This window comes from Streptomyces sp. NPDC018045 (genome assembly GCF_044327445.1).
Taxonomy (GTDB): domain Bacteria; phylum Actinomycetota; class Actinomycetes; order Streptomycetales; family Streptomycetaceae; genus Streptomyces.
This window is the reverse complement of record NZ_JBIRFL010000002.1, coordinates 548515-575007: the sequence shown is the minus strand read 5'-3', so window position 1 is coordinate 575007 and position 26493 is coordinate 548515. Positions and strand designations below refer to the sequence as shown.

17 protein-coding genes and 1 pseudogene are annotated in these 26493 nt (G+C 74.0%); 8 read left to right on the top strand and 10 right to left on the bottom strand.

Annotation, left to right across the window (positions count from 1 at the left end; translation table 11 throughout):
• Positions 1–78: 78 nt before the first annotated feature.
• The 7 genes from ACH4EB_RS06465 to ACH4EB_RS06435 all read right to left on the bottom strand — a co-directional run bounded on the left by ACH4EB_RS06465 (position 79) and on the right by ACH4EB_RS06435 (position 11318).
• Complete coding sequence (locus ACH4EB_RS06465) at positions 79–2007, bottom strand: CocE/NonD family hydrolase (RefSeq protein ID WP_398346190.1); 1929 nt, start codon at positions 2005–2007, stop codon at positions 79–81.
• Positions 2008–2261: 254 nt separating this feature from the next.
• Positions 2262–3230, bottom strand: a complete 969-nt coding sequence (locus tag ACH4EB_RS06460) for an LD-carboxypeptidase (RefSeq protein ID WP_398346189.1) — start codon at positions 3228–3230, stop codon at positions 2262–2264.
• Positions 3227–5218, bottom strand: coding sequence for a prolyl oligopeptidase family serine peptidase (locus ACH4EB_RS06455; protein WP_398346188.1), 1992 nt, complete (start codon positions 5216–5218; stop codon positions 3227–3229). The genes ACH4EB_RS06460 and ACH4EB_RS06455 overlap by 4 nt, the downstream gene beginning before the upstream one ends.
• A 192-nt stretch (positions 5219–5410) precedes the next feature.
• The gene (locus tag ACH4EB_RS06450) at positions 5411–6778 is read right to left on the bottom strand and encodes a M20/M25/M40 family metallo-hydrolase (RefSeq protein ID WP_398346441.1); all 1368 of its coding nucleotides are present in this window, start codon (positions 6776–6778) and stop codon (positions 5411–5413) included.
• A gap of 16 nt (positions 6779–6794) precedes the next feature.
• The gene (locus tag ACH4EB_RS06445) at positions 6795–7628 is read right to left on the bottom strand and encodes a M55 family metallopeptidase (protein WP_398346440.1); all 834 of its coding nucleotides are present in this window, start codon (positions 7626–7628) and stop codon (positions 6795–6797) included.
• Positions 7629–8025: 397 nt separating this feature from the next.
• Positions 8026–8748 (bottom strand): class I SAM-dependent methyltransferase, encoded by a 723-nt coding sequence (locus ACH4EB_RS06440; protein WP_398346187.1) that lies wholly within the window; start codon positions 8746–8748, stop codon positions 8026–8028.
• A 53-nt stretch (positions 8749–8801) separates the two neighbouring features.
• Complete coding sequence (locus ACH4EB_RS06435; RefSeq protein WP_398346186.1) at positions 8802–11318, bottom strand: SpoIIE family protein phosphatase; 2517 nt, start codon at positions 11316–11318, stop codon at positions 8802–8804.
• A 388-nt stretch (positions 11319–11706) separates the two neighbouring features.
• On the opposite strand from ACH4EB_RS06435, the gene ACH4EB_RS06430 reads away from it, so the two are divergent.
• Together ACH4EB_RS06430 and ACH4EB_RS06425 are read left to right on the top strand one after the other, a co-directional pair.
• Positions 11707–12660: a helix-turn-helix domain-containing protein gene (locus ACH4EB_RS06430; protein WP_398346439.1), complete on the top strand. Its 954-nt coding sequence runs from the start codon at positions 11707–11709 to the stop codon at positions 12658–12660.
• A gap of 104 nt (positions 12661–12764) precedes the next feature.
• Positions 12765–13613: a carbohydrate-binding protein gene (locus ACH4EB_RS06425; RefSeq protein ID WP_398346185.1), complete on the top strand. Its 849-nt coding sequence runs from the start codon at positions 12765–12767 to the stop codon at positions 13611–13613.
• Between the two features lie 82 nt (positions 13614–13695).
• Here the strand turns inward: ACH4EB_RS06425 and ACH4EB_RS06420 are convergent, their stop codons facing one another.
• Positions 13696–16260 carry an MFS transporter gene (locus ACH4EB_RS06420; protein WP_398346184.1) on the bottom strand — a complete coding sequence of 855 codons (2565 nt, stop codon included), beginning with the start codon at positions 16258–16260 and terminating at the stop codon, positions 13696–13698.
• Between the two features lie 270 nt (positions 16261–16530).
• A complete protein-coding gene (locus ACH4EB_RS06415; protein ID WP_398346183.1) occupies positions 16531–16977 on the bottom strand; it encodes an SRPBCC family protein in 447 nt (148 codons plus the stop codon).
• Positions 16978–17342: 365 nt separating this feature from the next.
• Between ACH4EB_RS06415 and ACH4EB_RS06410 the strand changes: the two genes are divergently transcribed.
• Positions 17343–17939 (top strand): GNAT family N-acetyltransferase, encoded by a 597-nt coding sequence (locus ACH4EB_RS06410; RefSeq protein WP_398346182.1) that lies wholly within the window; start codon positions 17343–17345, stop codon positions 17937–17939.
• On the opposite strand, the gene ACH4EB_RS06405 is transcribed toward ACH4EB_RS06410, so the two are convergent.
• On the bottom strand, positions 17906–18532 hold the full coding sequence (locus ACH4EB_RS06405; protein ID WP_398346181.1) for a HEAT repeat domain-containing protein: 627 nt from the start codon (positions 18530–18532) through the stop codon (positions 17906–17908). The two genes, ACH4EB_RS06410 and ACH4EB_RS06405, sit on opposite strands and share 34 nt — an antisense overlap.
• A 360-nt stretch (positions 18533–18892) precedes the next feature.
• On the opposite strand from ACH4EB_RS06405, the gene ACH4EB_RS06400 reads away from it, so the two are divergent.
• The 5 genes and pseudogenes from ACH4EB_RS06400 (at position 18893) to ACH4EB_RS06380 (ending at position 26493) form a co-directional block, all read left to right on the top strand.
• Positions 18893–20764 carry a 3-hydroxyacyl-CoA dehydrogenase family protein gene (locus ACH4EB_RS06400; RefSeq protein WP_398346180.1) on the top strand — a complete coding sequence of 624 codons (1872 nt, stop codon included), beginning with the start codon at positions 18893–18895 and terminating at the stop codon, positions 20762–20764.
• 136 nt (positions 20765–20900) lie between these two features.
• Positions 20901–21710: a TetR family transcriptional regulator gene (locus ACH4EB_RS06395; RefSeq protein ID WP_398346179.1), complete on the top strand. Its 810-nt coding sequence runs from the start codon at positions 20901–20903 to the stop codon at positions 21708–21710.
• 439 nt (positions 21711–22149) lie between these two features.
• Entirely contained in the window at positions 22150–23487 is a 1338-nt protein-coding gene (gene ccrA / locus ACH4EB_RS06390; protein ID WP_398346178.1) for a crotonyl-CoA carboxylase/reductase, read from the top strand.
• A gap of 19 nt (positions 23488–23506) precedes the next feature.
• Positions 23507–25534, top strand: a pseudogene (locus ACH4EB_RS06385) (protein meaA); the annotation flags it as partial.
• Positions 25531–26493 carry an HpcH/HpaI aldolase/citrate lyase family protein gene (locus ACH4EB_RS06380; protein ID WP_398346177.1) on the top strand — a complete coding sequence of 321 codons (963 nt, stop codon included), beginning with the start codon at positions 25531–25533 and terminating at the stop codon, positions 26491–26493. The pseudogene ACH4EB_RS06385 and the gene ACH4EB_RS06380, both read left to right, overlap by 4 nt.

Sequence of the window (26493 nt, the reverse complement as noted above, 5' to 3'; positions counted from 1 at the left end):
CGGACGGCCACGGCCGCCCCGCGTCCGGGCCCGGCGGCGCTCCGGTTCCGCCGGACCCGGGGCCCTGCCCCCGCCCGGCTATCCGTCCGGCTCCCCCGGCTCTCCCACGTCGTCCGTCTCCTCCAGCACCTCCGCGACCACCGGCAGTTCGAGTGTGCCGGTGTGCTCGCGGGAGCTGCTCACGGTCACCGGCTTGACCCCGCGGTTGCCGAAGTACGCGGTGTCGCTGGCCGCCACCACGAACCGCAGCCGGTGGCCCTCCTCGAAGCGGTGCACGACGGCGGGCAGGTCCACGGTGAACTCCCTGGTCACGTCCGGCACCCGGACCGGCGCCACCAAGCGGTGGAGGAGCGTCTTGCCGCCGTTCGGCGCCACGTCGTAGAGCTTGACGAACAGGAGCAGCCGGTCGGCCGCGTCACCGGAGCGCTGTGTCCGCTCGGCCGCGGGGGAATGGACCCGCAGGGTGGCCCGGGGCGCGCCGACCACGTCCACGGGCCGCCCCCGGACCGGGTCGGACGTCCAGTCCAGGTAGGTGCCCCGGGTGTCGTACGGCGCGGGGTTCGGCAGCCGCAGCAGTTCGGCCAGCGAACTCTCCGAATGGCTCGATCTGACCCGCCAGTTGCGGTACGAACGGCTGCCGGTGACCACGTCGGCGCGGCTGTCCACGAGCCTGCCGTCGCCGGAAAGGTACAGCCGTCGCGGGAGGCCCCCGGGGTAGACCTCCGAGGTGCCGTACACCGGCCCGTCGCGCACCCAGTCCCGGTAGTACGCGAAGGCGGGCCCGGTGTCGGTGTCCCACTGGTGGCGCAGGTGACGGTTGAACCACGCGAGGACCCGCCGTCCCACGTAACTGCTCTCGAAGTTGCCCTTCGACAGGTCGAGTTCGCCGTCGGCGGGGTCGGTCATGCCGCCGCTGTGGCCCCAGGACTGCCAGATCATCGCGGTGTCGGTGCCCTGGGCCCGCAGGGTCGCGAACGTCGCGGCGGCCTCGTTGAGCTGGAAGAGGGTGTCCGCCTGCCCCTGGACGAGCAGGGTCGGGGTGCGGACCGTGGCGAGGTAGGAGGCCGGGGAGACGCTGCGCAGGTAGTCGAGCACCGCGTCCGTGCGGGCGGCCGGGTAGCGGCCGGAGTTCAGCAGCTTCTTGGCCTCGCACGCCCGCGCGACGAAGTGCACACAGCCCGCGCCACCGCCGCGGGACGGGTCCAGCCGCGGGCGGAGCAGCCCCTGCGCCTCGCCGATGAGGTAGAAGCCGTTGGTCCACTGGTACTTGTACGCGCCGGGTCCCGGTCCGGCCACGCCGGTGGTGCGGTCGGCGTTGTCGGGCGCGAGGGCGTACGCGAGGTCGTGCCACGTGATGAGCGGGACCAGGGCGTCCAGTCGCTCGTCCACGGAAGCGGTGGCGAGCTGGATCGCACCGCCGTACGAGCCGCCGAACATACCCGCCCTCGGGTCCCGGGGGCTGTCCTTGGTGACGAAGTCGACCCGCGTCCCGTCCTTCGCCGCCCGCTGCCCCGCGAGGAAGTCGAGGAGTCGGCTCGCCGCCCGCCCGTCGATCCGCGGGTCGTCGAGGGAGATCGGGCAGCCGGTCCGGCCGAAGCCGAGGCCGGAGTAGGCCAGCGCGACATAGCCGCGGGAGGCGAACGCGCGGGCGATGGCGTCGGTGGAGCCGTCCGACTTGCTGCCGCCGAACCCGTTGGTGGTCAGCACGGCCGGTGCCGGGTGCGCGGCGTCCACCCCCGTGGGGCGGTAGAGGTCGGCGTCCAGCGTGCAGTCCCGGCCGCCGGCCCGTACCGGGAGCTTCAGGGCGGTGACGGAGTACCCGGGGTGCCGGGGCCCCGCCGCCCCGGCGGTCCCGGCCGTACCGGCGACGGTCACCGGCCCGATGAGCGCCGCGCACGCCGCGAGGCACACCGAGGCGGAGACCGGCAGCCGGACGTCCCGGGTCCGCGCTGCGCGCCGGACGGGCCGGGCCGCGGCACGGGGCAGGGCTCTGGACACGCTGGGCACGCAGACCTCCACAAAGGCACGCCGCACCAAGCGGTCGGTAACGGCCGGCTCATGTCGTGACACCGGTAGCAAAGGTGTCGACGCTCGCACCGGGGATTGTCTCCCGGCCACGCCAGGTCCATCCGAAAGGCTCCGCCCGCACCACCCGATGGGCTGCACGAACACCCGGGCCGGGCCCCGGCGGACCACCCGTACGGGACCGGCGCGGCGGACGCGGTGACCGGCCGTGTCGCTCGTCCGGGTGGCGCCGGCCGTCAGGGGCGCTCGCGCAGCGCCGGCACGTCGTACGAGAGGGTCCCGGCCACCGCGTCCAGCTCCGCCCGTACGCCCAGCGGCAGGGTGAGCGCCGATTCGCCGTGCCCGAAGCCGAACTCCTCCACCACCGGCACACCGAGGGGCCCGAGACGGTCCAGCAGCACCGCGCGGATCTGCTCGTACGGGCCGCAGCGGGCCCACGAGCCGAGCACGACGCCCGCGACGCCGTCCAGCCATCCGGCGCGCCGGAGCTGGGTGAGGGCACGGTCGACGCGGTACGCGGGCTCGCCCACGTCCTCCAGCAGGAGCAGGCCGCCGGCCGCGCCCGCGCGGGCGTGCGGCGTGCCCAGGTCGGCGGCGAGCAGGGACAGGCAGCCGCCCAGCGTGACGCCGCTCGCCCGCCCCGGCACCAGCGGCCGGGCGGTCGGTGACGTGACGACCCGCGCCGAGCGGGGCGCGAAGAGGGTGCGCCGCAGGTGTTCGCGGGTCGGCTCGTCCTTGAGGAACACCTCACCCGCGACGGCCGGGCCGTGCAGCGTGGCCACTCCGGCGCGTACCGCGAACGCCTCGTGCAGCGCGGTCACGTCACTGAAGCCGACCAGCGGCTTGGGCCCGTGCGCGCGGAAGGCCGCCCGCACGGCCGCCCAGTCCACGAGGTCGGCCATGCGCTGCGCCCCGTAACCGCCGCGGGCCGCGAAGACCGCCGCGACGTCCGGGGCGCACAGTGCCTCCTGGAGGTCGCGGGCGCGTTCCTCGTCCGTGGCCGCCAGGTACGGCAGGGTGGCGTGCCGGCCGCGTACGTGGGGCGCCTCGACCGGGTCGAGGTCCCAGCCGCGCAGCAGGTCGGCCCCGGCGTCCAGCCGCTCCGGGGCGACCGGGCCGCTCGGCGCGACCAGGCAGACCCGGTCGCCGGGTGCCAGGCACCGGGGGCGGTCCGCCGGCCGTGAGAGAGGGGTGCCAGCCGTCACTTGGTCAGCTCCAGCACGGGTACGTCCGCCCGGTCGACGCCGAAGGCCTGCGCGTACAGGGACAGTTCCGCCTCCAGGGCCCGGACGATGGTGTCCGCGCGGCGGAAGCCGTGCCCCTCGCCCTCGAAGGCCAGATAGGCGTGCGCGGTGCCGTGCCGGCTGGCCTCCGCGAGGAAGCGGTCGCACTGGGCGGGCGGGCAGACGGCGTCGTCGAGGCCCTGGAGGAGCAGGAACGGGGCGGTGATCCGGTCCGCGTGCCGCGCCGGGGAGCGGTCGCGGTAGCGGTCGGGCACCTCGGCTCGCGGACCGATCAGGCTCTCCAGGTACTGCGACTCGAAGTCGTGGGTGCCGTCCTCGGCCCAGCCCACCAGGTCGAGGACCGGGTAGCTGATCGCGGCGCAGGCGTACCGGCCGGTCGTCACGAGCGAGGCCGCGGCGGTCCAGCCGCCCGCGCTGCCGCCGCGCACGGCCAGCCGGTGCCGGTCGGCGGTGCCCTCGTCGGCCAGCGCCTCGGCGACGGCCGCGCAGTCCTCGACGTCCACCACGCCCCACTGCTCGCGCAGGCGTTCGCGGTAGGCCCGGCCGTAGCCGGTGGAGCCGCCGTAGTCGACCTCGGCGACGCCGATGCCGCGGGAGGTGAAGTAGGCGACCGCCAGGTCCAGTACGAGCGGGGCGCGGCTGGTGGGGCCGCCGTGCGCCCACACGACGTAGGGCGGCAGTTCGCCGTCGGGGGCGCGGTGGCCGGGGCTGTGCGGCGGGTAGATGTGGGCGTGCACGTCGCGGCCGTCGGGACCGGTGAAGGTGCGGATCTGCGGTTCGGGGTAGTACACCGGGTCCACCGCGTCGGTGTGCCGGGCCGCGATCACCCGGGCCCGGCCCGTACAGGTGTCCAGTTCGACGATCTCGTACGCGCTGCGCGGGCTGGCGGCGACGCCGATCACCCGGCTCCCGTGCACGGCCAGGGTGGGCGCCCATTCCGTCCACGGCCCGGCCGCGTCCACCAGTTCGCCGCTGACCGGGTCGAGGATGCCGAGCGCCATGGCGCCACGGCCGTGCACCACCGCGATCGTGCCGCCGTCCAGCGGCAGGAACCAGCGCGCCCCGAGCTGCCACAGCGGGCCGCCGAACTCCTCCTGCCGGGGCCGGCACAGGCGGGTGCCCGGGCCCCGGCCCGCGTCCGGGTCGGTGCGGCGCAGCTCCCACCAGCCGTCGGCGTCGGAGACGTACAGCAGCGTGCCGTCCGCGTCCCACTCGATCTGCGCGACGGACTCCTCGGGGCCGCCGGCGACCGGCCGGACGCCGGTGAAGGTGCCGTCGCCGGTGATGTCGGCGAGCAGCGCGACGGTGCCGTCCCACGGCATCCGCGGGTGGTCCCAGGCGATCCACGCGGCCCGCCGCCCGTCCGGCGAGAGCCGTGGGCCCGTGACGAAGCGGTGGTGACCGTCGGTCAGTTCCCGTACGGCGGCGCGGTCCCCGGCGGCCGAGCCGTCCAGCGGCACCGCGGCGAGCACCCGGCGCACGTCGGTCGGCCGCGGGCCGGTGAACTCCTCCAGGACGCACCACACCTCGCCCCGGTCCAGGCGCAGGACGGGGTCGGCCCAGCGCAGTCCGCCGCCGACGGCCGAGACCGGGGTCAGCGGGCGGGGCGCCTCGTCACCGTCCGGCGCGTACACGTACAGCCGCTGGTCGGCGAAGTCGCAGAACACCACGACCGGGCGGCCGTCCGCGGCCACCGCACCGGCCCACGGCTGGCCGCCGTACTCGATGACCCGGCTGCGGACGTTCCAGGGCGCCGGCAGCAGGGTCTGTTCCGTGCCGTCGGGCCGCCTGCGGACCAGCGCGCGCCGGCCGCTCTCCGCCGGGCGGGCTTCGGTCCACCACACCTCGTCCCCCACCACGCCGACGTACTCGGGGCGGCCGTCGTGCTCGGCGACCAGCCGGGCGTCGATCGGGGACGGCCAGGCTCCGTAGGGGGCCGTGGTCACCATGGTGGCGTTCCTCCTCAGACGTTGGAGCCGCCAAGCCTGTCGTACGCGGGGCCGGGCATCAACCCGTACGGTTCGCCGCGATGGTCCGGTCCTGGCCGGTGACGACCGGTCCCGGCGGGAACCGGCAGGCGGCGCGCCGCGCCGGGCAGCCGCGCCCACGGGCCGGGCGGCCCGTGGGCACCAACGTTTCCCTCAGCCGCTCGTGGGCGGCTGCGGCCGCCCCGTCGGCGCCCGGAGGAAGTGGTCGAGGACCCGCACGCCGAAGTGCAGCGCCTCCACCGGGACGCGCTCGTCGTCCCCGTGGAACAGCGCCTGGTAGTCGAAGCCTTCGGGCAGCTTGAGCGGCGAGAAGCCGTACCCGGCGATGCCCAGCCGGGAGAACTGCTTGGCGTCCGTACCGCCCGACATGCAGTACGGGACGACGTGACCGGCCGGGTCGAAGCGCTCGATGGCCGCCCGCATCGCGCTGTACGTGGGCGAGGCGACCGGTGCCTGGAGCGCCACCTCGCCGTGGTCGTACGCCCAGGACACCTCGGGCCCGGTCAGCCGGTCCATGGTGGTGCGGAACTCCGCCTCGCCGCCGGGCACCACCCGCCCGTCCACGTAGGCGACGGCGTTGCCCGGGACGACGTTGACCTTGTAGCCGGCCTCCAGCATCGTCGGGTTGGCGCTGTTGCGGACCGTCGGCTCGACCAGCGCGGCCGACGGTCCGAGCTTGCTGAGCAGCGTGTCCACGTCGAAGTCCGGGGCGTCCAGGGCGGCTTCGATGCCGTGCAGGGCGGCCAGCTCGCCGAGCGCGGCGCGCACCGTGTCGGTCAGGCGTACCGGCCAGCGGTGCTCCCCGATGCGAGCCACGGCCGCCGCGAGCCGGCTGACCGCGTTGGCGCGGTTGACCTTCGAGCCGTGCCCGGCCTTGCCCTCGGCGGTCAGTTTCAGCCAGGCGGTGCCCCGCTCGCCCGCCGCGACCGGGTACAGCCGCAGCCCGCCGCCCGCGTGGAAGGTGAAGGCGCCGGACTCGCTGATGCCCTCCGTACAGCCCTCGAAGAGGCCGGGGTGGTGGTCGGCGAGAAAGCCCGAGCCGTCGATGGCGCTGGCCTCCTCGTCGGCCGTGAAGGCCAGCACGAGATCGCGGGCCGGCCGGACGCCGGAGCGCGCCCACTGCCGGACGGCCGCGAGCACCATCGCGTCCATGTTCTTCATGTCCACGGCGCCCCGGCCCCACACGACGCCGTCCTCGACCTCGCCGGAGAACGGGTGCCTGCTCCAGTCGGCGGGCTCGGCGGGCACCACGTCCAGGTGTCCGTGCACCAGCAGGGCCGCCGCGCCGGGGTCCGCGCCCTCGACCCGCGCGACCACGTTCGTACGGCCCGGACTGCGCTCCAGCAGCACCGGCTCCAGACCGGCCTCGGCGAGCCGCTCCGCGACGTACTCGGCGGCCGGGCGCTCCCGGCAGTCGCCGCCGCCGCGGTTGGTGGTGTCGATCCGGATCAGGTCGGACGTGAACCGCACGACCTCGTCGAGGGCCTGCCCGTCCACCGCGTCGCCGGGGTGGTCCGCCATGTCGCCGTCGGCGCTGTCAGCCATATTGCTCCTCCACCGCCGACGACACGACGGTGGTGACCGTCTTGAAGCAGCGGATCGCTTCGTACATGTTCTCGCTGGTGTACGCGGTGCGCCGCTCGCCGGTGCGCTCGACTCCCGGGACGCAGGTCGCCGTGCCCACCAGGTGCTCGGCGTCGTACTCCATCTCGACGGTGAACGGGCCGCCGTGCACCGGCTCGGTGCGCACCGCGAGGGCCGCCGCCTCGCGCGCGGCGGCTCTGATGTCCGCCGCCGTACGGGCCGGCGGGCGGCACACGGCCGCGTACCGCGAGACGTGGTCCTTGACGGCCACGGCCCGCGCGCCGGGCGCGTACCCGGCGGCGTCCTCACAGGTCCGGTCGTCGCCGGTCACCAGCACCACGGGCACACCGTATTCGGCCACCACCAGGGAGTTGAGGTAGCCCTCGCTGGCCCGCGTGCCGTTCACCCACACGCCCGTCAGCGAGTTGGCGAGGTACGTGTGGGCCAGCACGCCCTCGGTGCCGGCGCCCGCGTGGTAGCCGACGAAGGCGACGCCGTCCACATCGCCGTGCTGAACGCCCTCGACCATGCTCAGCGCCTTGTGCTTGCCGGTCAGCAACTGGGCCCGCTCGTCGAGCTGCTCCAGCAGCAGGTTGCGCATGGACCAGTGGGCCTCGTTGACCAGCACCTCGTCCGCGCCGCCGTCGAAGAACCCGGCGATCGCCGCGTTGACGTCGCCGGTGAACACCGGCCGGAAGCGCTGCCACTGGGCGTGACCCGGCAGCACGTCGTCCGGCCAGGTCACTCCGGTGGCGCCCTCCATGTCCGCGGAAATGAGGATCTTCACCATGCACCGTCCCGTCACAGCTAGGAGGCGGACCGCTCCGGCACCGGCCCGGCGGGCCGCGCCGCCGGGCAGGCCTCCCACCATAACCACGACCGGCCACCGCACTTGCGACCTCGGCCCAAGTGCGTCCGTACGGCCGGGTGCCCGGCCCCACCCCGTGCGGGCCCGGCACCCGGCCGGGGCCCTTCCCGGGCGGGCGCGCCGCCCGGCGGGACCCGCCGACGGCCGGATCGCCCGGCCGTGCACCACCGTGCCGTGGGCCGCTCGCGCCCCGCGTCACACCGCGGGCCGGGCCGTATCCGCCGTACAGGGGAAGCGCAGGGGGTACCGGAAGCCGATGCGCGAGCGGCTTCCGGTGCGCCGGGGAGCGGCAGAGCGGGAGGAGGTGCGCCCTCGGTCAGTCCGCCGCGCCGGCGACCAGCCAGTTCGTGGGGATCTCGATCCGGGAACCGTCCGCGCGGTACTCGGTCGTCATCAGCGGCAGCCGGCCGGTGGCGATCACCCGCAGCCCGTAGGCGGCCAGCAGTCCGGGGACGACCGAGTCGGCCATCTCGCCGGGCGCGATACCGTGCGCGAGAACGGCCCGCAGTTTGCCGGGCGGGCCCCCGGGGCTCCGCGCGAGCGAGGCGAAGACGTCCCTGGACGCCTCGGCCGGTTCGACGGCGAAGATCCGGCCGGTCCGGCCCAGCAGCGTCGCGGCGTTCTCGACGATCCGGGGCCGGTCCTCGGAGGCGCACTGGTGCAGGACGCCGCGCAGATACACGTTGGCGTCGCCCAGTTCGCCGTGCAGGGCGCGTACCGCCGCCGGGTCGGCGGCGTCCAGGCGCCGGTATTCGGCCATTCGGGACGGGTCGTCCGCGCGGGCGTGCGCGACGGCCGCCTCCGAGAGGTCGACGCCGACCGCGCGCCGGTAGCGCCCCGCCAGGAAGCGCGTCTGGGTGCCGTTGCCGCAGCCCAGGTCGACGACCGGCAGCGCGGCGTCGAAGTGGGGCGCGAACAGCGGCAGATGGAGCTCGGCCGTCAGCGAGGGATCGGAGTCCCAGAAGACCTCGCCCTCGCCGGCCGGCGCGTCCCGCCAGAAGCCTTCCCACGCCCGCAGATAGTGGCTCGAAGCGCTCATGGCCAATTGCTACTGCCGTACGCGGGCCTCCCGCAAGCCTGTCGACCGTTCTTTCACGCGCCGTCGCGGACCGGCGCACGCCCGTCGCGCGGCCAGGCGCTCGCGGTACGGGACAGCGACTGTTCGAACCACACCGTCTTGCCGGTCGCCGTCCGGCTCGTCCCCCACTCCCGCGCGAGCCTGCTGACCACCCGCAGGCCGCGCCCGAACTCGTCGTCGTCCGCCGCGCTCAGCATCTGCGGCAGGATGTGATCGTCGTCCGACACCTCGCACAGCAGGGCGTCCGTCCGCACCAGCCGCAGCACCACGTGCTGGGTGTGCGCATGGCGTACGGCGTTGGTGACGACCTCGCTGACCAGCAGCTCGGCGGTCTCCGAAGCCGCTTCAAGGCCCCACTGCGCCAGCCGGCCGCGGACAAGGCGACGCGCGCGGCCCGCCTCGCGCGCGTCGGTGGCCAGCCGCCACTCGGCGACGTCCGCAGGGGCGATGCCGTTGAGCCGCGCCATCAGCAGCGCCACGTCGTCCTTGCGGCCGCCCCGCACGTTCAGCGCGCGGATGATGGCGTCGCAGGCGTCGTCCATGGACGCGGCCGGATGCGCGGCGGACTCGGCGAGCGCCGCCAGGCCCACGCCTATGTCCTCACCCCGCACCTCGACCAGGCCGTCCGTGCACAGCACCAGCCGGTCGCCCGCCGCGACGGGGACCGTGACCGCCTCGAACGGCACACCCCCGACACCGATGGGCGCGCCCGTCGGCAGGTCCAGCAGCTCGCTGCGGCCGTCCACGGCGCGCACCAGCACCGGCGGGATGTGCCCGGCGTTGGAGATCACCAGCCGCCGGCCGATCGGGTCGTAGACCGCGTACAGGCAGGTGGCGAGGTAGTTGTCGCCGAGCCGCTGCGCGAGGTCGTCCAGGCTGCGCAGCAACTGGGCCGGGTGCATGTCGATCGCGGCCATGGTCTGCACCGCCGTACGGAGCTGGCCCATCATCGCGGCGGAGTTCAGGCCGTGGCCCATCACGTCGCCCACGACGAAGGCGGTGCGCGAGCCGGGCAGCTTGATGGTGTCGAACCAGTCGCCGCCGACCCGGCCGAGGCGGGTGCCCGGCAGATAGCGGGTGGCCGTGTCACAGCCGGCCATCCGCGGTTCGATGCGCGGCAGCATGCTGTCCTGGAGGGTCTCGGCGACATTCTCCTGGTAGGTGTACATACGGGCGTTGTCCAGCACGAGACCGGCGCGGGCGGCGAGCTCGGCGCCCGTCACCCGGTCCATGTCGTTGAACTCCATCCGCTCCGGGTGACGCAGCAGGATCATGAAGCCCAGCACCACGTTGCGCGCCTTGAGCGGGACCACCAGCAGCGAGCGCCGGTTGATCAGCGGGCTGATGTCCCGCTTCTCGAACTGGGCGGCGATCGCGTTGCCCAGCTCCTCGCTGATGCGCGGGATCAGCACCGGCTCGCCGGTGGTCATGCACTGGAAGAACGGCGTGTGCACCGGAAAGGGCATCGACTCGCCGACCGGGACGACGTCGTCCCACCGGCCCGGCTCGTCGTTGTGCTCCACCGCGACGCGGTGCCACAGCGTCGTGGCGTCCGGCGGGCCGTCGGGGAAGCCCTCGCCCGCGATGACCTGCTCGCGCAGGTAGGTGCCGGCGACGTCGGTGAAGCGTGGTACGACGGCCTCGCTGACCTCCTGGATCGTGTGGGCGAGGTCCAGGGACGAGCCGATCCGGCCACTGACCTCGTTCAGGAACTCCAACCGCTCGCGGACGGCGGCGTATTCGAGGTCGGACTCCAGCTCCGCGGCGGCCTCGGCGGCGGCCCGCGCGTCCGCCGCGCCGCTCGCGGCGCGCAGCAGCCGGGCCCGCCGCTCCACCCGGCGCGGCACACCCCAGTCGGGGGTGACCGGGAAGCGCTCCTGCTGACTGATCTCCAGCACCGGATAGCCCAGCTCCAGCACCTGGGAGACGATCCGGGCGCTCTCCTGGGGGCTCATGCTCGGGAGGATCTGGGGCAGTTGGGCGGCCAGTACTTCGGACCCCTCGAAGTCCGTGTGCAGCGCGAAGCCGGGGGCGAAGCGCTCGTTCTCCGCGTCGTCCGCGCCGCCGCGGCCGTGCAGTTGGTCGGCGTCCGCCGCCAGCACGAGCAGCCGCTCCGCACCCGGGCCCACCAGGGGATACGCCCACCACAGGAGGTCGACCGTGCCGCGCTCCACGTCCGCCATGCGGGCGCGCCCCGCGGTGGGGTAGGCGGCTTGGCCGCCCAACGACGCCTCCAGGTCGGGCCCGTCGCACCGCCCGTCCGCCGGCTCCTCGTACCGGCCGCGCGCCGTCCACTCCTGCTCGCCGAGCGCCCCGGAGACCGGCATCAGATCGACGGCGGGCGCGCCCACCGCCTCCTCCCGGGCGGGGCCGAAGAGCTTGCGGGCGCCCGTGCTCCAGTGGGAGACCCGTCCGTCGGCGTCCACCACCACTACGGCGAGCGGGATCCGCCCGGGCACGGTGTCCCGTGGCGCCGGCACCTGAGGCGCCGCGCCCACCCTGTCGTCGCCGTGCGACGGGCCACGCTCCATGGGCGGTTGCTCCTTCGTACACCGATCTTGCACCACCGCTACCACGGTACGACCGTGGGGTGACAGCGCGGGCCGCATTCACCGAATAGGTGGTGCGCCCCGCGTGAACGACCATGGCGCGAGCCGATCGGTCACCCCGGGTGCCCGCCACCGCCCGTCCGCCGCCCCCGCCGCGCGCCGTGCGCGGGCGGGTGCCGCCCGGCGGAACCAGCCGTACCGGTCGCGGTCTTGCGGGCGCCCGTAGGGTGAGGACGTGCCCAGACGGACCGAACAGGTGACCGCGGGAGCCCGCCGGGCCGCCGCCCCCCGGGGCGGGCGGCGGGCAGGCCCCGCACCGGACGTCTTCGCCCCGCGCGGCGGCAACGACCAGGCCGACGGCCCCGTACCGCTGCACCGCCTCGACGTGCCCGCCCCCCACCTGCTGCCCTTCGCCATCGGCTCCTTCGACACCATCGGCCCCCTCTCCCGGGCCGGCTTCCCGCACCGGCACTCCTTCCACGAGATCGTGTACGTGACGGGTGGCACCGGCGCCCACGTCCTCGACGAGGACCGCCGGCCGCTGCGCCCGCCCCACCTGTGCTTCATCACACCGGGCCAGGTGCACTACTGGGACGGTGTGCACGGCCTGCGCGGCTGGGTGATCGTGTTCACCGACGACTTCCTGCTGGCCCACCCCGGCGACCGGGACGCGCTGACGCGGCTGGGCGAGCGCCCGTGGATGCGGCCCGGGCCCGACGACGCGGCGCGGCTGGCCGGCCTGGTCGGCGAGATGCTGTGGGAGTACGGCGAGCGGGCCCCGTCGTTCACGTCGGTGCTCCAGGCGCAGTTGCACATCCTGATCGCCCGCGCGCTGCGGATGTCCGCCCCGCGGGGCGCGCCGGGCCCGGACGCACCGCACGGTTCTGATCACGGCGGTGGCCGCCCCGGCGCCCGGCGCACGGACTGCGTGGCGGGCCGGGCCGCCCTGGTCTCCCGGGAGTTCACCCGGCTGCTGGCGCAACCGGGCTCGCTGGGCCGGTCGGTGCGCTCCTACGCCGAGGAACTCGGCGTCTCCGTGGGGCACCTGGCCGAGCTGGTCAAGCGCGGCACCGGCCGGACCCCCGGCCGGCTGATCCGGCACGCGCAGACCGTGGAGGCCAAGCGGCTGCTGTCCGGCTCCGGCCTGACGGTGGCCCAGGTGGCCCGCCGGGTGGGGTTCGGCGACCCGGCGTACTTCTGCCGCTTCTTCCGCCGGGAGACGGGGCTGAGCCCCGGCGACTTCCGCCGTGCCACGGGCGGCACCGGAGGAATTCACCATGACCCCCGCGCCCAGTCCATCGAAGCGCCGCGGCGGCCCGAATAGCGTCTGTCGCCGTCAGCCGGCCCCACGAGGCGGGGGCGGCCCCGGCCCCCGCCACCCCGTGCCCGGGGCCTTCCCGCCCTTCCCCCTGCTCACAGGAGCGCGCGATGGACGACGAACGCACAGACAGCACCGAGCCCGTGCAGCACGGCGGTCGGCGCAGACCGATCAGCCGCAAGAACGTGCTCAAGGCCGCCGTCGCGGCCGTGCCGTTACCGATGCTGCTCGGTGGCGCCGCCCTGGCCCGGGACACCAAGCCCTCCGAAGGCCCGCTCACCCCCACCCCGTACTGCGACGACGGCGACGATCCCACCCCGCCGCAGATGGAGGGCCCGTACTTCAAGCCGAACTCGCCGCTGCGGGACTCGCTGATCCAGCCCGGTACACAGGGCACGCGGCTCACCGTGAGCGGGTTCGTCTTCGGGCTGACCTGCCGGCCGCTGGCCGATGTCCTGCTGGACTGGTGGCAGGCGGACGCCAACGGCGCGTACGACAACGTGGGGTTCCGCCTCCGCGGGCACCAGTTCACCGACCAGCGCGGCGCGTTCAAGCTCACCACGATCGTGCCGGGCCTCTATCCGGGCCGCACCCGGCATCTGCACGTGAAGCTCCAGGCACCGAACCAGCCGATCCTGACCACGCAGCTCTACTTCCCCGGCGAACCGCGCAACAACACCGACCCGCTCTTCGACCCCGCGCTGTTGATGAACGTGCGGCAGAACGGGCCGGCCAAGGAGGCGTCGTTCGACTTCGTCCTGCGGGTACGGGGCGGGACCACCCCGGCCCCCACCGGCAAGCCGACCGAACCGCCCGGCGGTACCTGGGCCCCCGGGGCCGACTACCGCGCGGGGGACCAGGTCGGCTACGACGGCGCCACGTACGCGTGCCTCCAGCCGCACACGGCGCGCGCCGGATGGGAACCGCCGGCCGTCCCGGCGCTGTGGCGCCGCACCTGATCCGGGGCGCCGGTGCCCGGCCCGCACCCGGGCCGGGCGGGCCGGTGCCGGTCCGTACGACCGGCACCGGGCGGACGGGCGGTCAGTCCCCGTACCCGAGCTGGAGGTCGCGCTCGGTGCGGCCGCCGCCCGTGACCTGGAGGACCGTCGCCACCGGCGGGTAGCCCGCCGCGACGACGGTGTACTCGCCCGCCGCCAGGTCGACGAAGCGGAACAGCCCGTCCGGGCCGGTGGTCGCGGAGTCCACCACGTTGCCGGCCGCGTCCAGCAGCGTGACGCGGGCGTCCTCGACGGGGCGCCCGCCACCGGACCGTACGGTGCCGCGCAGCACCGCGCCGCCCGCCAGCTCGATGTCCTGCCGGGTCTCCCGGGACGACTCGACGGTGACCGGCAGGGCGGCGGGGCGGTGCGCGGGGGAACTCACGGCGAGCGTGTACTCACCGGCCACCAGCTCCGTCAGGACATAACCGCCCTCGCGCCCGCTGCGGCCGGTGGCGACGACCTCGCCGCGCACGTCGGTGAGGGTGACCGCCGCGTCGCGCACCGGTGTGCCGTCGGCGGTGGTGACCGCGCCGGCCAGCCGTCCGGCTCCGCCGAGCAGCAGGTCGAGCCCGACCGGCCGCTCGCCGACCGTGACCGCCACCGCCTGCGGCCGGTGCCCGCCGGCGGCGGCGATCAGCACATACGCGCCGGCGCCCGGCGCGCTCAGCGCGTACCGGCCGTCCGCACCGGTCGCGCCGCGCGCCACCTGCCGGCCGTCGGTGCCGATGAGGGTGAGAGCGGCGCGGGGCACCGCGCTGCCGTCGCGGTGCCGGACGGTGCCGCCCATCGGGACGCCGGCCACGAACGGGGCGTCGGCCACGAAAGGAGCGTCGGCCGCGAACGGGGCGTCGGCCACGAAAGGAGCGTCGGCCGCGAACGGGGCGTCGGCCACGAAAGGAGCGTCGGCGGCCGGTGCCCGCGGCGTGCGGTCCGGTTCCGGGCGCTCCGGCGGGCCGGGCACGACCGCCTCGGTACGGGCCTGCGGCACGGCCACCGCCTCCCACGGCCCGGCGGGCGGGGGGATCGGAACGGACGAGAAGGACGAGGCGTGGGACACCAAGGGGTTCTCTTTCAGGAAGACGGCGAGCAGCAGGCCCAGGAGGAGCACCGGCAGGAGGTAGAGGAGGACGCGCGGCACGGTCTGCGCGTAGGCCGCGGCCGGGCTGTCCCGCAGTACGGCGGGCAGGGCGCCCAGCAGCCCCGGAACGAGTGACTCCGGTTCGGCGGCGCGCCGGGCGGACCCGGACAGGCCGTGGACCAGGCGCCCGGCCAGCCGGTCGGCCAGGAAGGTGAGGAAGAGGGCCGCCCCGACGCAGCCGCCGAGCTGCCGGAGCGTGGTGTGGGTGCTGGTGACGGTGGTGAGCCCGGCGCGCCGTACGGAGTCCCGTACGGCCAGGACGAGCACCGGCAGCACACAGCCGACCCCCAGGCCCAGCACGCCCGTCGCGAGGCTGTGCACGGGCTGCCCGGCGGCCTGCGGCGCCCGGCACAGCAGCCACACCGCCCCGCCCGCCAGCGCGCAGCCCAGGACCGGGAACACGCGGTGGCGCCCGGTACGGCGGACGAGGTGGCCGCAGACGACCGCGCCGAGCGCGAGACCGGCCGTCGCCGGCAGCATCAGCAGGCCCGACCGGGCGGGCGACGCGCCGTCGGCCACCGGCAGGAAGGTCGGCAGGTATCCGGCGGCGCCGAAGAGGGCAACGCCCAGGACCGCGCCGACCAGCCCTGGCACGGCGAACACCGCGTCCCGCAAGAGACGCGGCGGCAGCAGCGGGTCGGTGACGAAGTACTCGACGGCCACGAACATCAGGGCGGTGCCGAGCGCGCCCAGCCCGAGCCCGACCACGATCCGCGAGGTCCAGCCGTACTCCGTACCGCCCCAACTGACGATCAGTACCAGGCAGGTGGCGCAGGCGGCGAGCAACAGCACGCCCGCCGGGTCCGGTCGGGGCCGTACGGCGGGCCTGGGCAGCCCCGGCGCGCACGCGGCCACGAGCAGCGCCAGGACACCGAACGGCACACCGGAGAAGAAGCACCAGCGCCAGGAGGCGTGTTCGGTGAGGTAGCCGCCGAGCAACGGCCCGGCCGCGCAGGCGAGTCCGCAGGCGGCCCCCGCCACCGCCATGATCCGGCCGCGCAGCCGCGGCGGCACGAGGCCCGCGACGACTGCCTGGACACCGATCAGCAGGCCCCCCGCGCCGGCTCCCTGGAGGGCGCGGAAGGCGGTCAGCTCACCCATGGTGTGCGACCGGCCGGCCAGCCACGAGCCCGCGGTGAACAGCACGGCGGCGAGGACCAGAGCGGCCTTGCGGCCGAAGGCGTCACCGAACTTGCCGTGCAGCGGCAGGCCGGCCGCGGCGGCGAACAGGTACGCGGTCACGACCCAGGACACCGTGTCCGGGCCGCGCAGGCCGCCGGCGATCCGCGGCAGCGCGGTGACGGCGACCGTCGCGCCGAGGGCCCCCGGCAGCAGGGCCGCCAGCAGGCCCGACAGGAGGAGCGGGGCCCCACGCGGGCCCGGCGGCCCGCCGTCCTCCGTCCAGACCGGACGGGCGTCCGGTGCCGCCGCCCACCGCCCCTGTTCGGTCAGGGTGGTACCGCCCACGTAATGCTCCCCTCGTCACGCCTGCGCCGCCGCCCCTTTCTCGCACCGGGGGCAACGGCGTTCAAGCGCGGCGGGAGGCGGCGGACGGGGCGACACGGGGGGCAACTGCGGTGCCCGGGGCGCGCGTCGGGCGCCCATCAGGCGTTTCCCGGAGCTGGCGGGACGTTCCGGCACGGGCGGCGGGCCGACGGAAACCACCCGAACCGGTGAGCGTGCCGCGCCCCTTCCCAGGAGCGCGGCTCCGCCCGGTCCGTCGGCGGGAGCGCCGGGTTACTTCTTCTCCGTCTCCGTGGCGAGGTTGGCGAGCACCGCGTCGTAGATGCGGCCCAGCCCCTTGGGCGCGAAGGTCCGCTCGAAGAAGCCGCCGACACCGCCCGCGCCCTGCCAGGTGGTGGTGACGACGACGTTGGCGCGGCCCTGGCCCGCCGGGGTGACGACCCAGGTCGTCACCATGGAGGAGTTGCGGTCCTTCTCCACCAGTTGACCGTCGGTCGGCTCGTCGACCTCCAGCAGGCAGTCGCGCACCCGCTTGCTCGTGGCCTGGAGCTTCCAGTGGACGAGGGTGCCCTTGCCGTCGCCGCCCTCGCGCACCTCGTATTCGCTGAAGTGCTCGGACAGCAGCTTTTGGCGGGTACCGCTGTAGTCGGCGAGCGCGTCGAACACGTCCTCCGGGTCCGCCGCGATCTCGCGCTGCGTGGTGGCCTCGACCTGGCCCATGTGTCTCTTCCTCCGGTGCTCGTCTGCTGTTCCCGCGGCCCCGCGGGCCGTACCGGCGCCGCGCCGTGCCGCAGGAGCACCACCTTAGGCGCGGCACGGGCCCGTGGCCGCCCCGGCCGGACCCTCCGGCACCCGGCCCGGCGGCGCGCCGGGGACGGTTTGACAACCATCGGGGGAACGCACGTTCTCTTACGCGGTCGAATCGCATGCGCGAACGGATGGAGGCGTCCGGGAGCGAGGGATTCAGGAGGGAGCGCGATGCGGCCGACGCGGCCCCGCCCCTCCCCCGCCGCCGTGCCGTACTCATGCGCCGCCGCCCGAAATGTTGTCGACGGCGCCAGGCGCGAACGCCTAGCGTCGGGCCCATGGGGGAGCCGACGCGGATACGGGACATGCGGCTGGACGACGTCGACGCGGTGGCGGCCATCCGGGTGCGCGGCTGGCAGGCCGCCTACGCCGGGCTGATGCCGCAGGCGTACCTGGACGGGATGAGCGCCGCCGAGGACGCCGCCGAGCGGCGCGCGCGCTTCGCCGTGGCGCCGCCCGAGGTGGTCGGCCTGGTGGCGGAGCAGGGCGGCGGGCTCGTCGGCTGGGCCGCCTTCGGACCCGTCCGCGCCGTCGGCGGGGAACCGCCGCATCCGGCGCCCGAGGGCGAGCTGTACGCCCTCTACCTGCTTCCCGAGCGCATCGGGACGGGCGTGGGGCGCGCCCTGATGGACGCCTGCCTGCTGCGCGCCGCACAGCAGGGCTTCCGCTCGCTGCGCCTGTGGGTGCTCAAGGGCAACGCACGCGCCCGGCGCTTCTACGAGCGGGCCGGCTTCCGGGCCGACGGCGCCGAGGAGACGTACGAGGTCGCGGGCGCCGCCGTACCCGAGGTGCGCTACCTCCGGGCCCTCCCGCCGGCCGGCGAGGGGCCCCACCGGCCCTCTCAGGGCCCCGCCCGCTCCCCCGGCTCCTCCTGAACGCCCAGGCGGGCCAGGGAGGCGGCTGCCGCGGCGGCGAGGCGGGGGTGGTCGCGGGCCGCGGTGAGGGCGGGGACGGCGCGGCGGTCACCCAGGGCGCCCAGGCCCTCGACGCAGGCGAGGGCCACCCGCCAGTACGGGTTGTGCGGGGTGAGCAGGCGTTCCAGGGTGGCGATCAGGGCCGGTACGGATTCGGGGGCGCGGAGTTCGGCGAGCAGGCGGACCGGGTGCAGGGCGTAGGCGGTGCGCAGCGGGTTGGTGGCGAGCGCGGCGGCGGCGCGGGCGGTGCGCGGGTCGCCGAGGCGGCCGAGGGCGTGGGCGGCGGTGGCGCAGCGCACCGGGTCGCGGTAGTTGAGGAGCAGGACGAGCGTCTCGAAGGCGCGGCGGTCGCCGGCGGTCCCCAGGATGAACGCCGCGATCTCGCGTGCCCACAGCGGGCGCTCGACGGCGGTGAGCACCTGGGCCAGCTCCTCGCGCCCCGCCGGGGTGTTCTTGCGCGCCAGCCCGAGGAGCCGCTCGTAGGCGACGAGGTCCTGTGGGGAGCGGAGTTCGGCACGCACCCGGTCCGTCAACTCATGGAATTCATCTTCCATTTGCCACTCCCCTCCTGTGGATTTCTCACGGTACGTCCGACGTGGCCCGAGCCACAGCCCAAATCCCCGCGCCACCCCCTGGCGCTCCTGGTTACCGGCGAGTTAATCTGCTGGGCACGGGCAGCACCTCCGCCCGGGCGGCCTGGTGACGCAGCCGCCACAGCGTGCAGTCGGTTCGGCGTCCAGCACGACGCTCACGGCGCGGCCCCGGGACAGGGCCCGCCGCGGCAACACCCGCCTCGTACATGCCTGTTCGCGCATGTGCCCGGCCCCTCCTCAGTCGTCACTTCCCGCCTGCGTACACGGGCCCCCGCTCCACGGGAACCCCGGCGCACGGGATCCACTCCCTGGAGTCTCGCGATGGACCGTAAGTCCACCCCTGACCTCTCGACCGATGTCTCCACTGTCCCCAAGGTCTCCACCTCCTCCACCGGCTCTTCGCCGGCCGGCGTCTCCCAGCCCCTTGCCACCGTGGCCGTCGTCGGTCTCGGCACGATGGGCACCGGCATCGCCGAGATCCTCACCCTCGCGGGCCGCGAGGTGATCGGCATCGACCTCGACGACGCCGCCGCCCGCCGGGCCGTCGCGGCGCTGGAGGCGTCCACCGCGCGGGCCGTGCGCCGGGAGCGCGTCACCGAGCGCGCGCGGCAGGACGCGCTGGCCCGCTTCCGTACGTTCCGTGACCTCCAGGCCGCCGCCGAGGCGGACCTCGTCATCGAGGTCGTGCCGGAGGAGTACGAGCTCAAGCGGCAGGTCTTCACCGCGCTGGACGGCATCGTGCGGCCCGACGCCATCCTCGCCACCGGCACCAACGCGCTGTCCGTGACCCGGCTGGCCGCCGACTCGGCGCGCCCCGAACGCGTTCTGGGCCTGCACTTCTTCAACCCGGCGCCCGCCATGAGGCTGGTCGAGGTGGTCTCCTCCGTCCTGACCGCGCCGGCCGCCGTCACGGCGGTCACCGAACTCGCCCGCGAGCTGGGCAAGGACCCGATCGCGGTCGGCGACCGGCCGGGCTTCGTCGCCGACGGGCTGCTGTTCGGCTATCTGAACCAGGCCGCCGCGATGTACGAGTCCCGGTACGCGTCCCGCGCGGACATCGACGCCGCGATGAAGCTGGGCTGCGGCCTGCCCATGGGCCCGCTGGAGCTGCTGGACCTGATCGGTGTGGACACCGCCCGCACCGTCCTGGAGGCCATGTACGCCGCCTCCCGCGACCGGCTGCACGCGCCCGCGCCGATCCTGGGCCAGCTCGCCGAGGCGGGGCTGACCGGCCGCAAGGCGGGCCGCGGCTTCTACACGTACGAGGCGCCGGGCAGCGCGGTGGTCGTGCCGGACGGCCACACCCCCACCGACACCCATGACCTCGCCTCCGGGCGCACCGTGCGCGGTGTCGGGGTGGCCGGTTCCGGGACGATGGCGAGCGGGATCGCCGAGGTCTTCGCCAAGGCCGGCTTCCAGGTGGTGCTGGCGGCCCGCAGCCTGGAGAAGGCCGAGGCGGCCAAGGCGCGGGTCGCCGGGTCCCTGGACCGCTCCGTCGCCAAGGGACGGCTGACCGCCGAGGCGCGCGACACCGCCCTCACGGCGATCACCCCGGCCGGGTCGCTGGACGCCTTCGCCGACGTGGACCTGGCGGTGGAGGCGGTCGCCGAGGACCTGGGGATCAAGCAGCAGCTCTTCGCCACTCTGGACAAGGTGTGCAAGCCGGGCGCCGTCCTGGCCACCACGACCTCCTCGCTGCCCGTGGTGGCCTGCGCGCGGGCCACCACGCGCCCGCAGGACGTCGTCGGGATGCACTTCTTCAACCCGGCGCCGGCCATGAAGCTGGTGGAGGTCGTGCGGACGGTCCTGACCTCGGACGAGGTGCACGCGACCGTGCGCGCGGTGTGCGCCCGGGTCCGCAAGCACCCGGTGGACTGCGGCGACCGGGCCGGGTTCATCGTGAACGCGCTGCTGTTCCCGTATCTGAACAACGCGGTCAAGATGGTCCAGGAGCACTACGCGACCCCGGACGACATCGACGCCGCGATGAAGCTGGGCGGCGGCTACCCGATGGGCCCGTTCGAACTGCTGGACGTGGTGGGCCTGGACGTGTCGCTGGCCATCGAGAAGGTGCTGCACGCCGAGTTCCGCGACCCGGGCCTGGCGCCCGCGCCGCTGCTGGAGCACCTTGTCGCGGCGGGCTGCCTGGGCCGCAAGACCGGCCGCGGCTTCCGTGAGTACGCCCGGCGCTGACGCGTGGCGGACGGCCCGGCCGACGGGCGGCGGGTGGGGCGGGCTGCTGGAACCCTCCGGCGGCCCGCCCTCCCGTGCGGGGGCCCGTGCGACGGCTGATGCCGCAGGCAGCGGGAATATGCAGTACCGTCCCCACATGTCCCAGCCCGCCCGTACGCAGCCGTCCGACGGATCCGAAGCCCCCACTCCCGGCACCCGAAGGGCCGCCGCCCAGCGTCTGAAGATGCGCCGCGAACTGGCGGCCGCCGCGATGGAACTGTTCGCTGCCAAGGGCTACGAGGCGACGACGGTCGACGAGATCGCGGCCGCGGCGGGTGTCGCCCGCCGCACGTTCTTCCGCCACTTCCGCTCCAAGGAAGAAGCGATCTTCCCGGACCACGACGACACCCTCGTACGGGCCGAGGCCGTCCTGGACGCCGCGCCGGCGCACGAGAACCCGCTCGACACGGTCTGCCGCGGCATCAAGGAAGTCATGCGGATGTACGCGGCGTCCCCCGCCGTCTCCGTGGCGCGCTACCGGCTGACCCGTGAGGTCCCCACCCTCCGCGAGGCCGAGATCGCCTCGGTGGCCCGCTACGAACGGCTCTTCACCCGCTATCTCCTCGGCCACTTCGACGAGGGCGCCCACCACGAGGGCGACGACGACCCACTGCTGGCCGAGGTCGCCGCCTCCGCGGTGGTCACCGCGCACAACCACGTGCTGCGGCGCTGGCTGCGGGCGGGCGCCGAGGGTGACGTGGAGGCGCAGCTCGACCACGCCTTCGGGATCGTCCGCGCCACCTTCGGCACCGGCATCGGCGCGGGCCGCGCCCTGGGCGGGGATCCCCAGGACTCCCCGGCGCGGGTGGCGAAGCAGGGCGAGGTGCTGGTCACGGTGGCCCGTACGGACGCGCCGCTGGACGAGGTCATGCGCACGATCGAGAAGGCACTCAAGCAGCGGTCCTGAGACCTGTACGCCTGGCGCCGGGGGTGGCGTGCACCACGCCCGGCGCCAGATTCGTACCCATTGCGCGCCTGCCAAACGGCGACATTTCACCATTCAGGCCCGGCACCAGGCCGCTCATGCGTGCCCCTTGGGTGACATCTGAGAGAAATTTTTGGCACTCAGTGTCTTGTCGACTGGCACGCGGTGTCATACGTTGATGTTGTCCGGGCGGCCGGCGCACGGGGTCCGCTCCCAGCGATGGCTGGGGAAACCACCGCGTGCCGGCTGTCCCAGCAAGCCACTCGTGCCTGCCCGCCCGGACGCCTGCGTCACAGGCACCCTCACCGCGCTCACCAGCGCTGCCGGAACACCCCTCAGCCGAACCGACGGCATCGCCTCTGCACCACCCCCGACGTTCCCTCAAGCCGTTTCCCTCGACAGGCTTCGCCGGAGGCACACCGTGAACCAGATACTTGACGCGATCCTCGCGCCAGAGAGCACCAGCGAAGACTTCGCCGCTCTGCCCCTGCCCGACTCCTACCGCGCGGTGACCGTGCACAAGGACGAGGCCGACATGTTCGACGGCCTCGCCACCAAGGAGAAGGACCCCCGCAAGTCCCTGCACGTCGAACAGGTGCCGGTGCCCGAACTCGGCCCCGGCGAGGCCCTGGTGGCCGTCATGGCCTCCTCGGTCAACTACAACAGCGTGTGGACCTCGATCTTCGAGCCGGTCTCCACGTTCGCCTTCCTGGAGCGCTACGGCAGGCTGTCCCCGCTCACCAAGCGCCACGACCTGCCGTACCACGTCATCGGCTCCGACCTGGCGGGCGTCGTGCTGCGCACCGGCCCCGGCGTGAACTCCTGGAAGCCGGGCGACGAGGTCGTCGCGCACTGCCTGTCCGTCGAGCTGGAGTCCGCCGACGGGCACAACGACACGATGCTCGACCCGGAGCAGCGCATCTGGGGTTTCGAGACCAACTTCGGCGGCCTCGCCGAGATCGCGCTCGTCAAGTCCAACCAGCTCATGCCCAAGCCGGACCACCTGAGCTGGGAGGAGGCGGCCGCCCCCGGGCTGGTCAACTCCACCGCGTACCGGCAGTTGGTGTCCCGCAACGGCGCCGGCATGAAGCAGGGCGACAACGTGCTGATCTGGGGCGCCAGCGGCGGACTCGGCTCGTACGCCACGCAGTTCGCGCTGGCCGGCGGTGCCAACCCGATCTGTGTGGTCTCCAGCGACCAGAAGGCGGAGATCTGCCGGAAGATGGGCGCCGAGGCGATCATCGACCGCACCGCGGAGGGGTACAGGTTCTGGAAGGACGAGCGGACCCAGGACCCGAAGGAGTGGAAGCGCTTCGGCAAGCGCATCCGTGAGCTCACCGGCGGCGAGGACATCGACATCGTCTTCGAGCACCCCGGCCGCGAGACCTTCGGCGCCTCCGTGTACGTCACCCGCAAGGGCGGCACCATCACCACCTGCGCCTCGACCTCCGGCTACATGCACGAGTACGACAACCGCTACCTGTGGATGTCGCTCAAGCGCATCGTGGGCTCGCACTTCGCCAACTACCGCGAGGCGTGGGAGGCCAACCGGCTGATCGCCAAGGGGAAGATCCACCCGACGCTGTCGAAGACGTACCCGCTGGAGGAGACCGGGCAGGCCGCGTACGACGTGCACCGCAACCTCCACCAGGGCAAGGTCGGCGTGCTCGCGCTGGCGCCCGAGGAGGGCATGGGCGTGCGCGACGCGGAGAAGCGCGCCCGGCACATCGACGCCATCAACCGGTTCCGGAACGTCTGACCCGGACGGGCCGACCCCGAGAGTACGGACCAACATGACCGAACGTCACAAGGATCGTCCGTGGCTGATGCGGACCTACGCCGGGCACTCCACCGCGGAGGCGTCCAACGAGCTCTACCGGCGCAACCTCGCCAAGGGCCAGACGGGCCTGTCGGTCGCCTTCGACCTGCCGACGCAGACCGGTTACGACCCGGACCACGTCCTCGCCCGCGGCGAGGTCGGCCGGGTCGGGGTCCCCGTCTCGCACCTCGGCGACATGCGCCGGCTGTTCCAGGACATCCCGCTGGAGCAGATGAACACCTCGATGACCATCAACGCCACGGCCATGTGGCTGCTGGCGCTGTACGAGGTGGTCGCCGAGGAGCAGGGCGCCGACATCGCCAAGCTGTCGGGCACCACGCAGAACGACATCGTCAAGGAGTACCTCTCGCGCGGGACGCACGTCTTCCCGCCGGGCCCGAGCCTGCGGCTGACCACCGACATGATCACGTACACGGTGGCGCACATCCCGAAGTGGAACCCGATCAACATCTGCAGCTACCACCTGCAGGAGGCGGGCGCCACGCCGGTGCAGGAGATCGCGTACGCGATGAGCACCGCGATCGCCGTGCTCGACGCCGTACGGGACTCGGGGCAGGTCCCGCCGGAGAAGTTCGGTGACGTGGTCGCGCGGATCTCGTTCTTCGTCAACGCCGGGGTCCGGTTCATCGAGGAGATGTGCAAGATGCGCGCCTTCGGCCGCATCTGGGAGCAGGTCACCCGCGAGCGGTACGGGGTCGAGGACCCCAGGCAGCGGCGCTTCCGCTACGGCGTCCAGGTCAACTCCCTCGGCCTGACCGAGGCGCAGCCGGAGAACAACGTCCAGCGGATCGTCCTGGAGATGCTGGCCGTCACCCTCTCCAAGGACGCCCGCGCCCGCGCCGTGCAGCTCCCGGCCTGGAACGAGGCGCTGGGCCTGCCCCGGCCGTGGGACCAGCAGTGGTCGCTGCGCATCCAGCAGGTGCTGGCCCACGAGTCGGATCTGCTGGAGTACGACGACATCTTCGCCGGGTCGCACGTCATCGAGGGCAAGGTCGCGGCCCTGGTCGAGGACTGCCTGGCGGAGATGGCCCGGATCGAGGAGATGGGCGGCGCGATGGCCGCCGTCGAGTCCGGCTACCTGAAGTCGCAGCTCGTCTCCTCGCACGCCGAGCGGCGGGCCCGGATCGAGGCGGGCGAGGAGAAGATCATCGGCGTCAACTGCTACGAGTCGACCGAGCCGAACCCGCTCACCGCCGACCTCGACACGGCCATCATGACCGTCGACCCGGACAACGAGGCGGGCGTGGTGCGCGCGCTCCACCGGTGGCGGGACGACCGCGACGAGGCACGCGCGCAGGAGTCCCTGTCGGCGCTGAAGAAGGCCGCGGCCGGCGACACGAACCTGTTCGCCGCGACCCTCGAATGCGCCCGCGCGGGCGTCACCACCGGCGAGTGGGCCTGGGCGCTGCGGGACGTCTTCGGCGAGTTCCGGGCGCCGACCGGCGTCTCGGGCGCGCCGCTCGCCGTCACCGCGGAGGCGGGCACGCCGCTCGCCACGGTCCGCGCGAAGGTCGAGCGGACCGCCGCCGACCTGGGCACCGGCCGGCTGCGACTGCTGGTCGGCAAGCCGGGGCTGGACGGCCACAGCAACGGCGCGGAGCAGATCGCCGTACGGGCCAGGGACGCCGGCTTCGAGGTCGTCTACCAGGGCATCCGGCTGACGCCCGAGCAGATCGTCACGGCGGCCGTCGCGGAGGACGTGCACTGCGTGGGCCTGTCGATCCTGTCGGGGTCGCACGCCGAACTGGTGCCGGACGTGCTGCGGCGGCTGCGCGAGAACGGCGGCGGCGACATTCCCGTCATCGTCGGCGGCATCATCCCCAACGCCGACGCGGCGGCCCTCCGGGAAGCCGGAGTGGCGGCCGTGTTCACCCCGAAGGACTTCGGTATCACGGAGATCATCGGCCGTATCGTCGACGAGATCCGTACCGCGAACAAGCTCGACCCCCTGGAGGTCCCCGCATGAGTGGCGTCAACCGCCTTCGCCCCCGCCGTTCCTGCCTCGCCGTCCCCGGCAGCAACCCGCGCTTCCTGGAGAAGGCCCAGGGCCTCCCCGCCGACCAGGTCTTCCTGGACCTGGAGGACGCCTGCGCGCCGCTGGCCAAGGAAGGCGCCCGGCACACCATCGTGGACGCGCTGAACAACGGTGACTGGTCGGGCAAGACCCGCGTCGTGCGGGTCAACGACTGGACCACGCACTGGACGTACCGGGACGTCATCACCGTCGTCGAGGGCGCCGGGCCCAACCTGGACTGCATCATGCTGCCCAAGGTCCAGGACGCCCAGCAGATCGTGGCGCTCGACCTGCTGCTCACCCAGATCGAGACGACGATGGGCTTCGAGGCGGGCCGGATCGGCATCGAGGCGCAGATCGAGAACGCCAAGGGCCTGGTGAACGTGGACGCCATCGCGGCCGCCTCGCCGCGCCTGGAGACCATCATCTTCGGCCCGGCCGACTTCATGGCCTCCATCAACATGAAGACGCTGGTCGTGGGCGAGCAGCCGCCCGGGTACGGCGCGGACGCGTACCACTACATCCTCATGCGCATCCTGATGGCGGCCCGCGCCCACGACCTCCAGGCGATCGACGGCCCCTACCTCCAGATCAAGAACGTGGACGGCTACAAGGAGGTCGCCGGGCGCGCCGCCGCGCTGGGCTTCGACGGCAAGTGGGTGCTGCACCCGGGTCAGGTCGAGGCGGCCAACGAGGTGTTCTCGCCGTCGCAGGAGGACTACGACCGCGCCGAGCTGATCCTCGACGCGTACGAATGGCACACCTCCGAGGCGGGCGGCAAGAAGGGCTCGGCGATGCTCGGGGACGAGATGATCGACGAGGCCAGCCGCAAGATGGCGCTCGTCGTCAGCGGAAAGGGCCGCGCCGCCGGCATGACCCGTACCTCGAAGTTCGAAGCCCCGGAGGCGTGA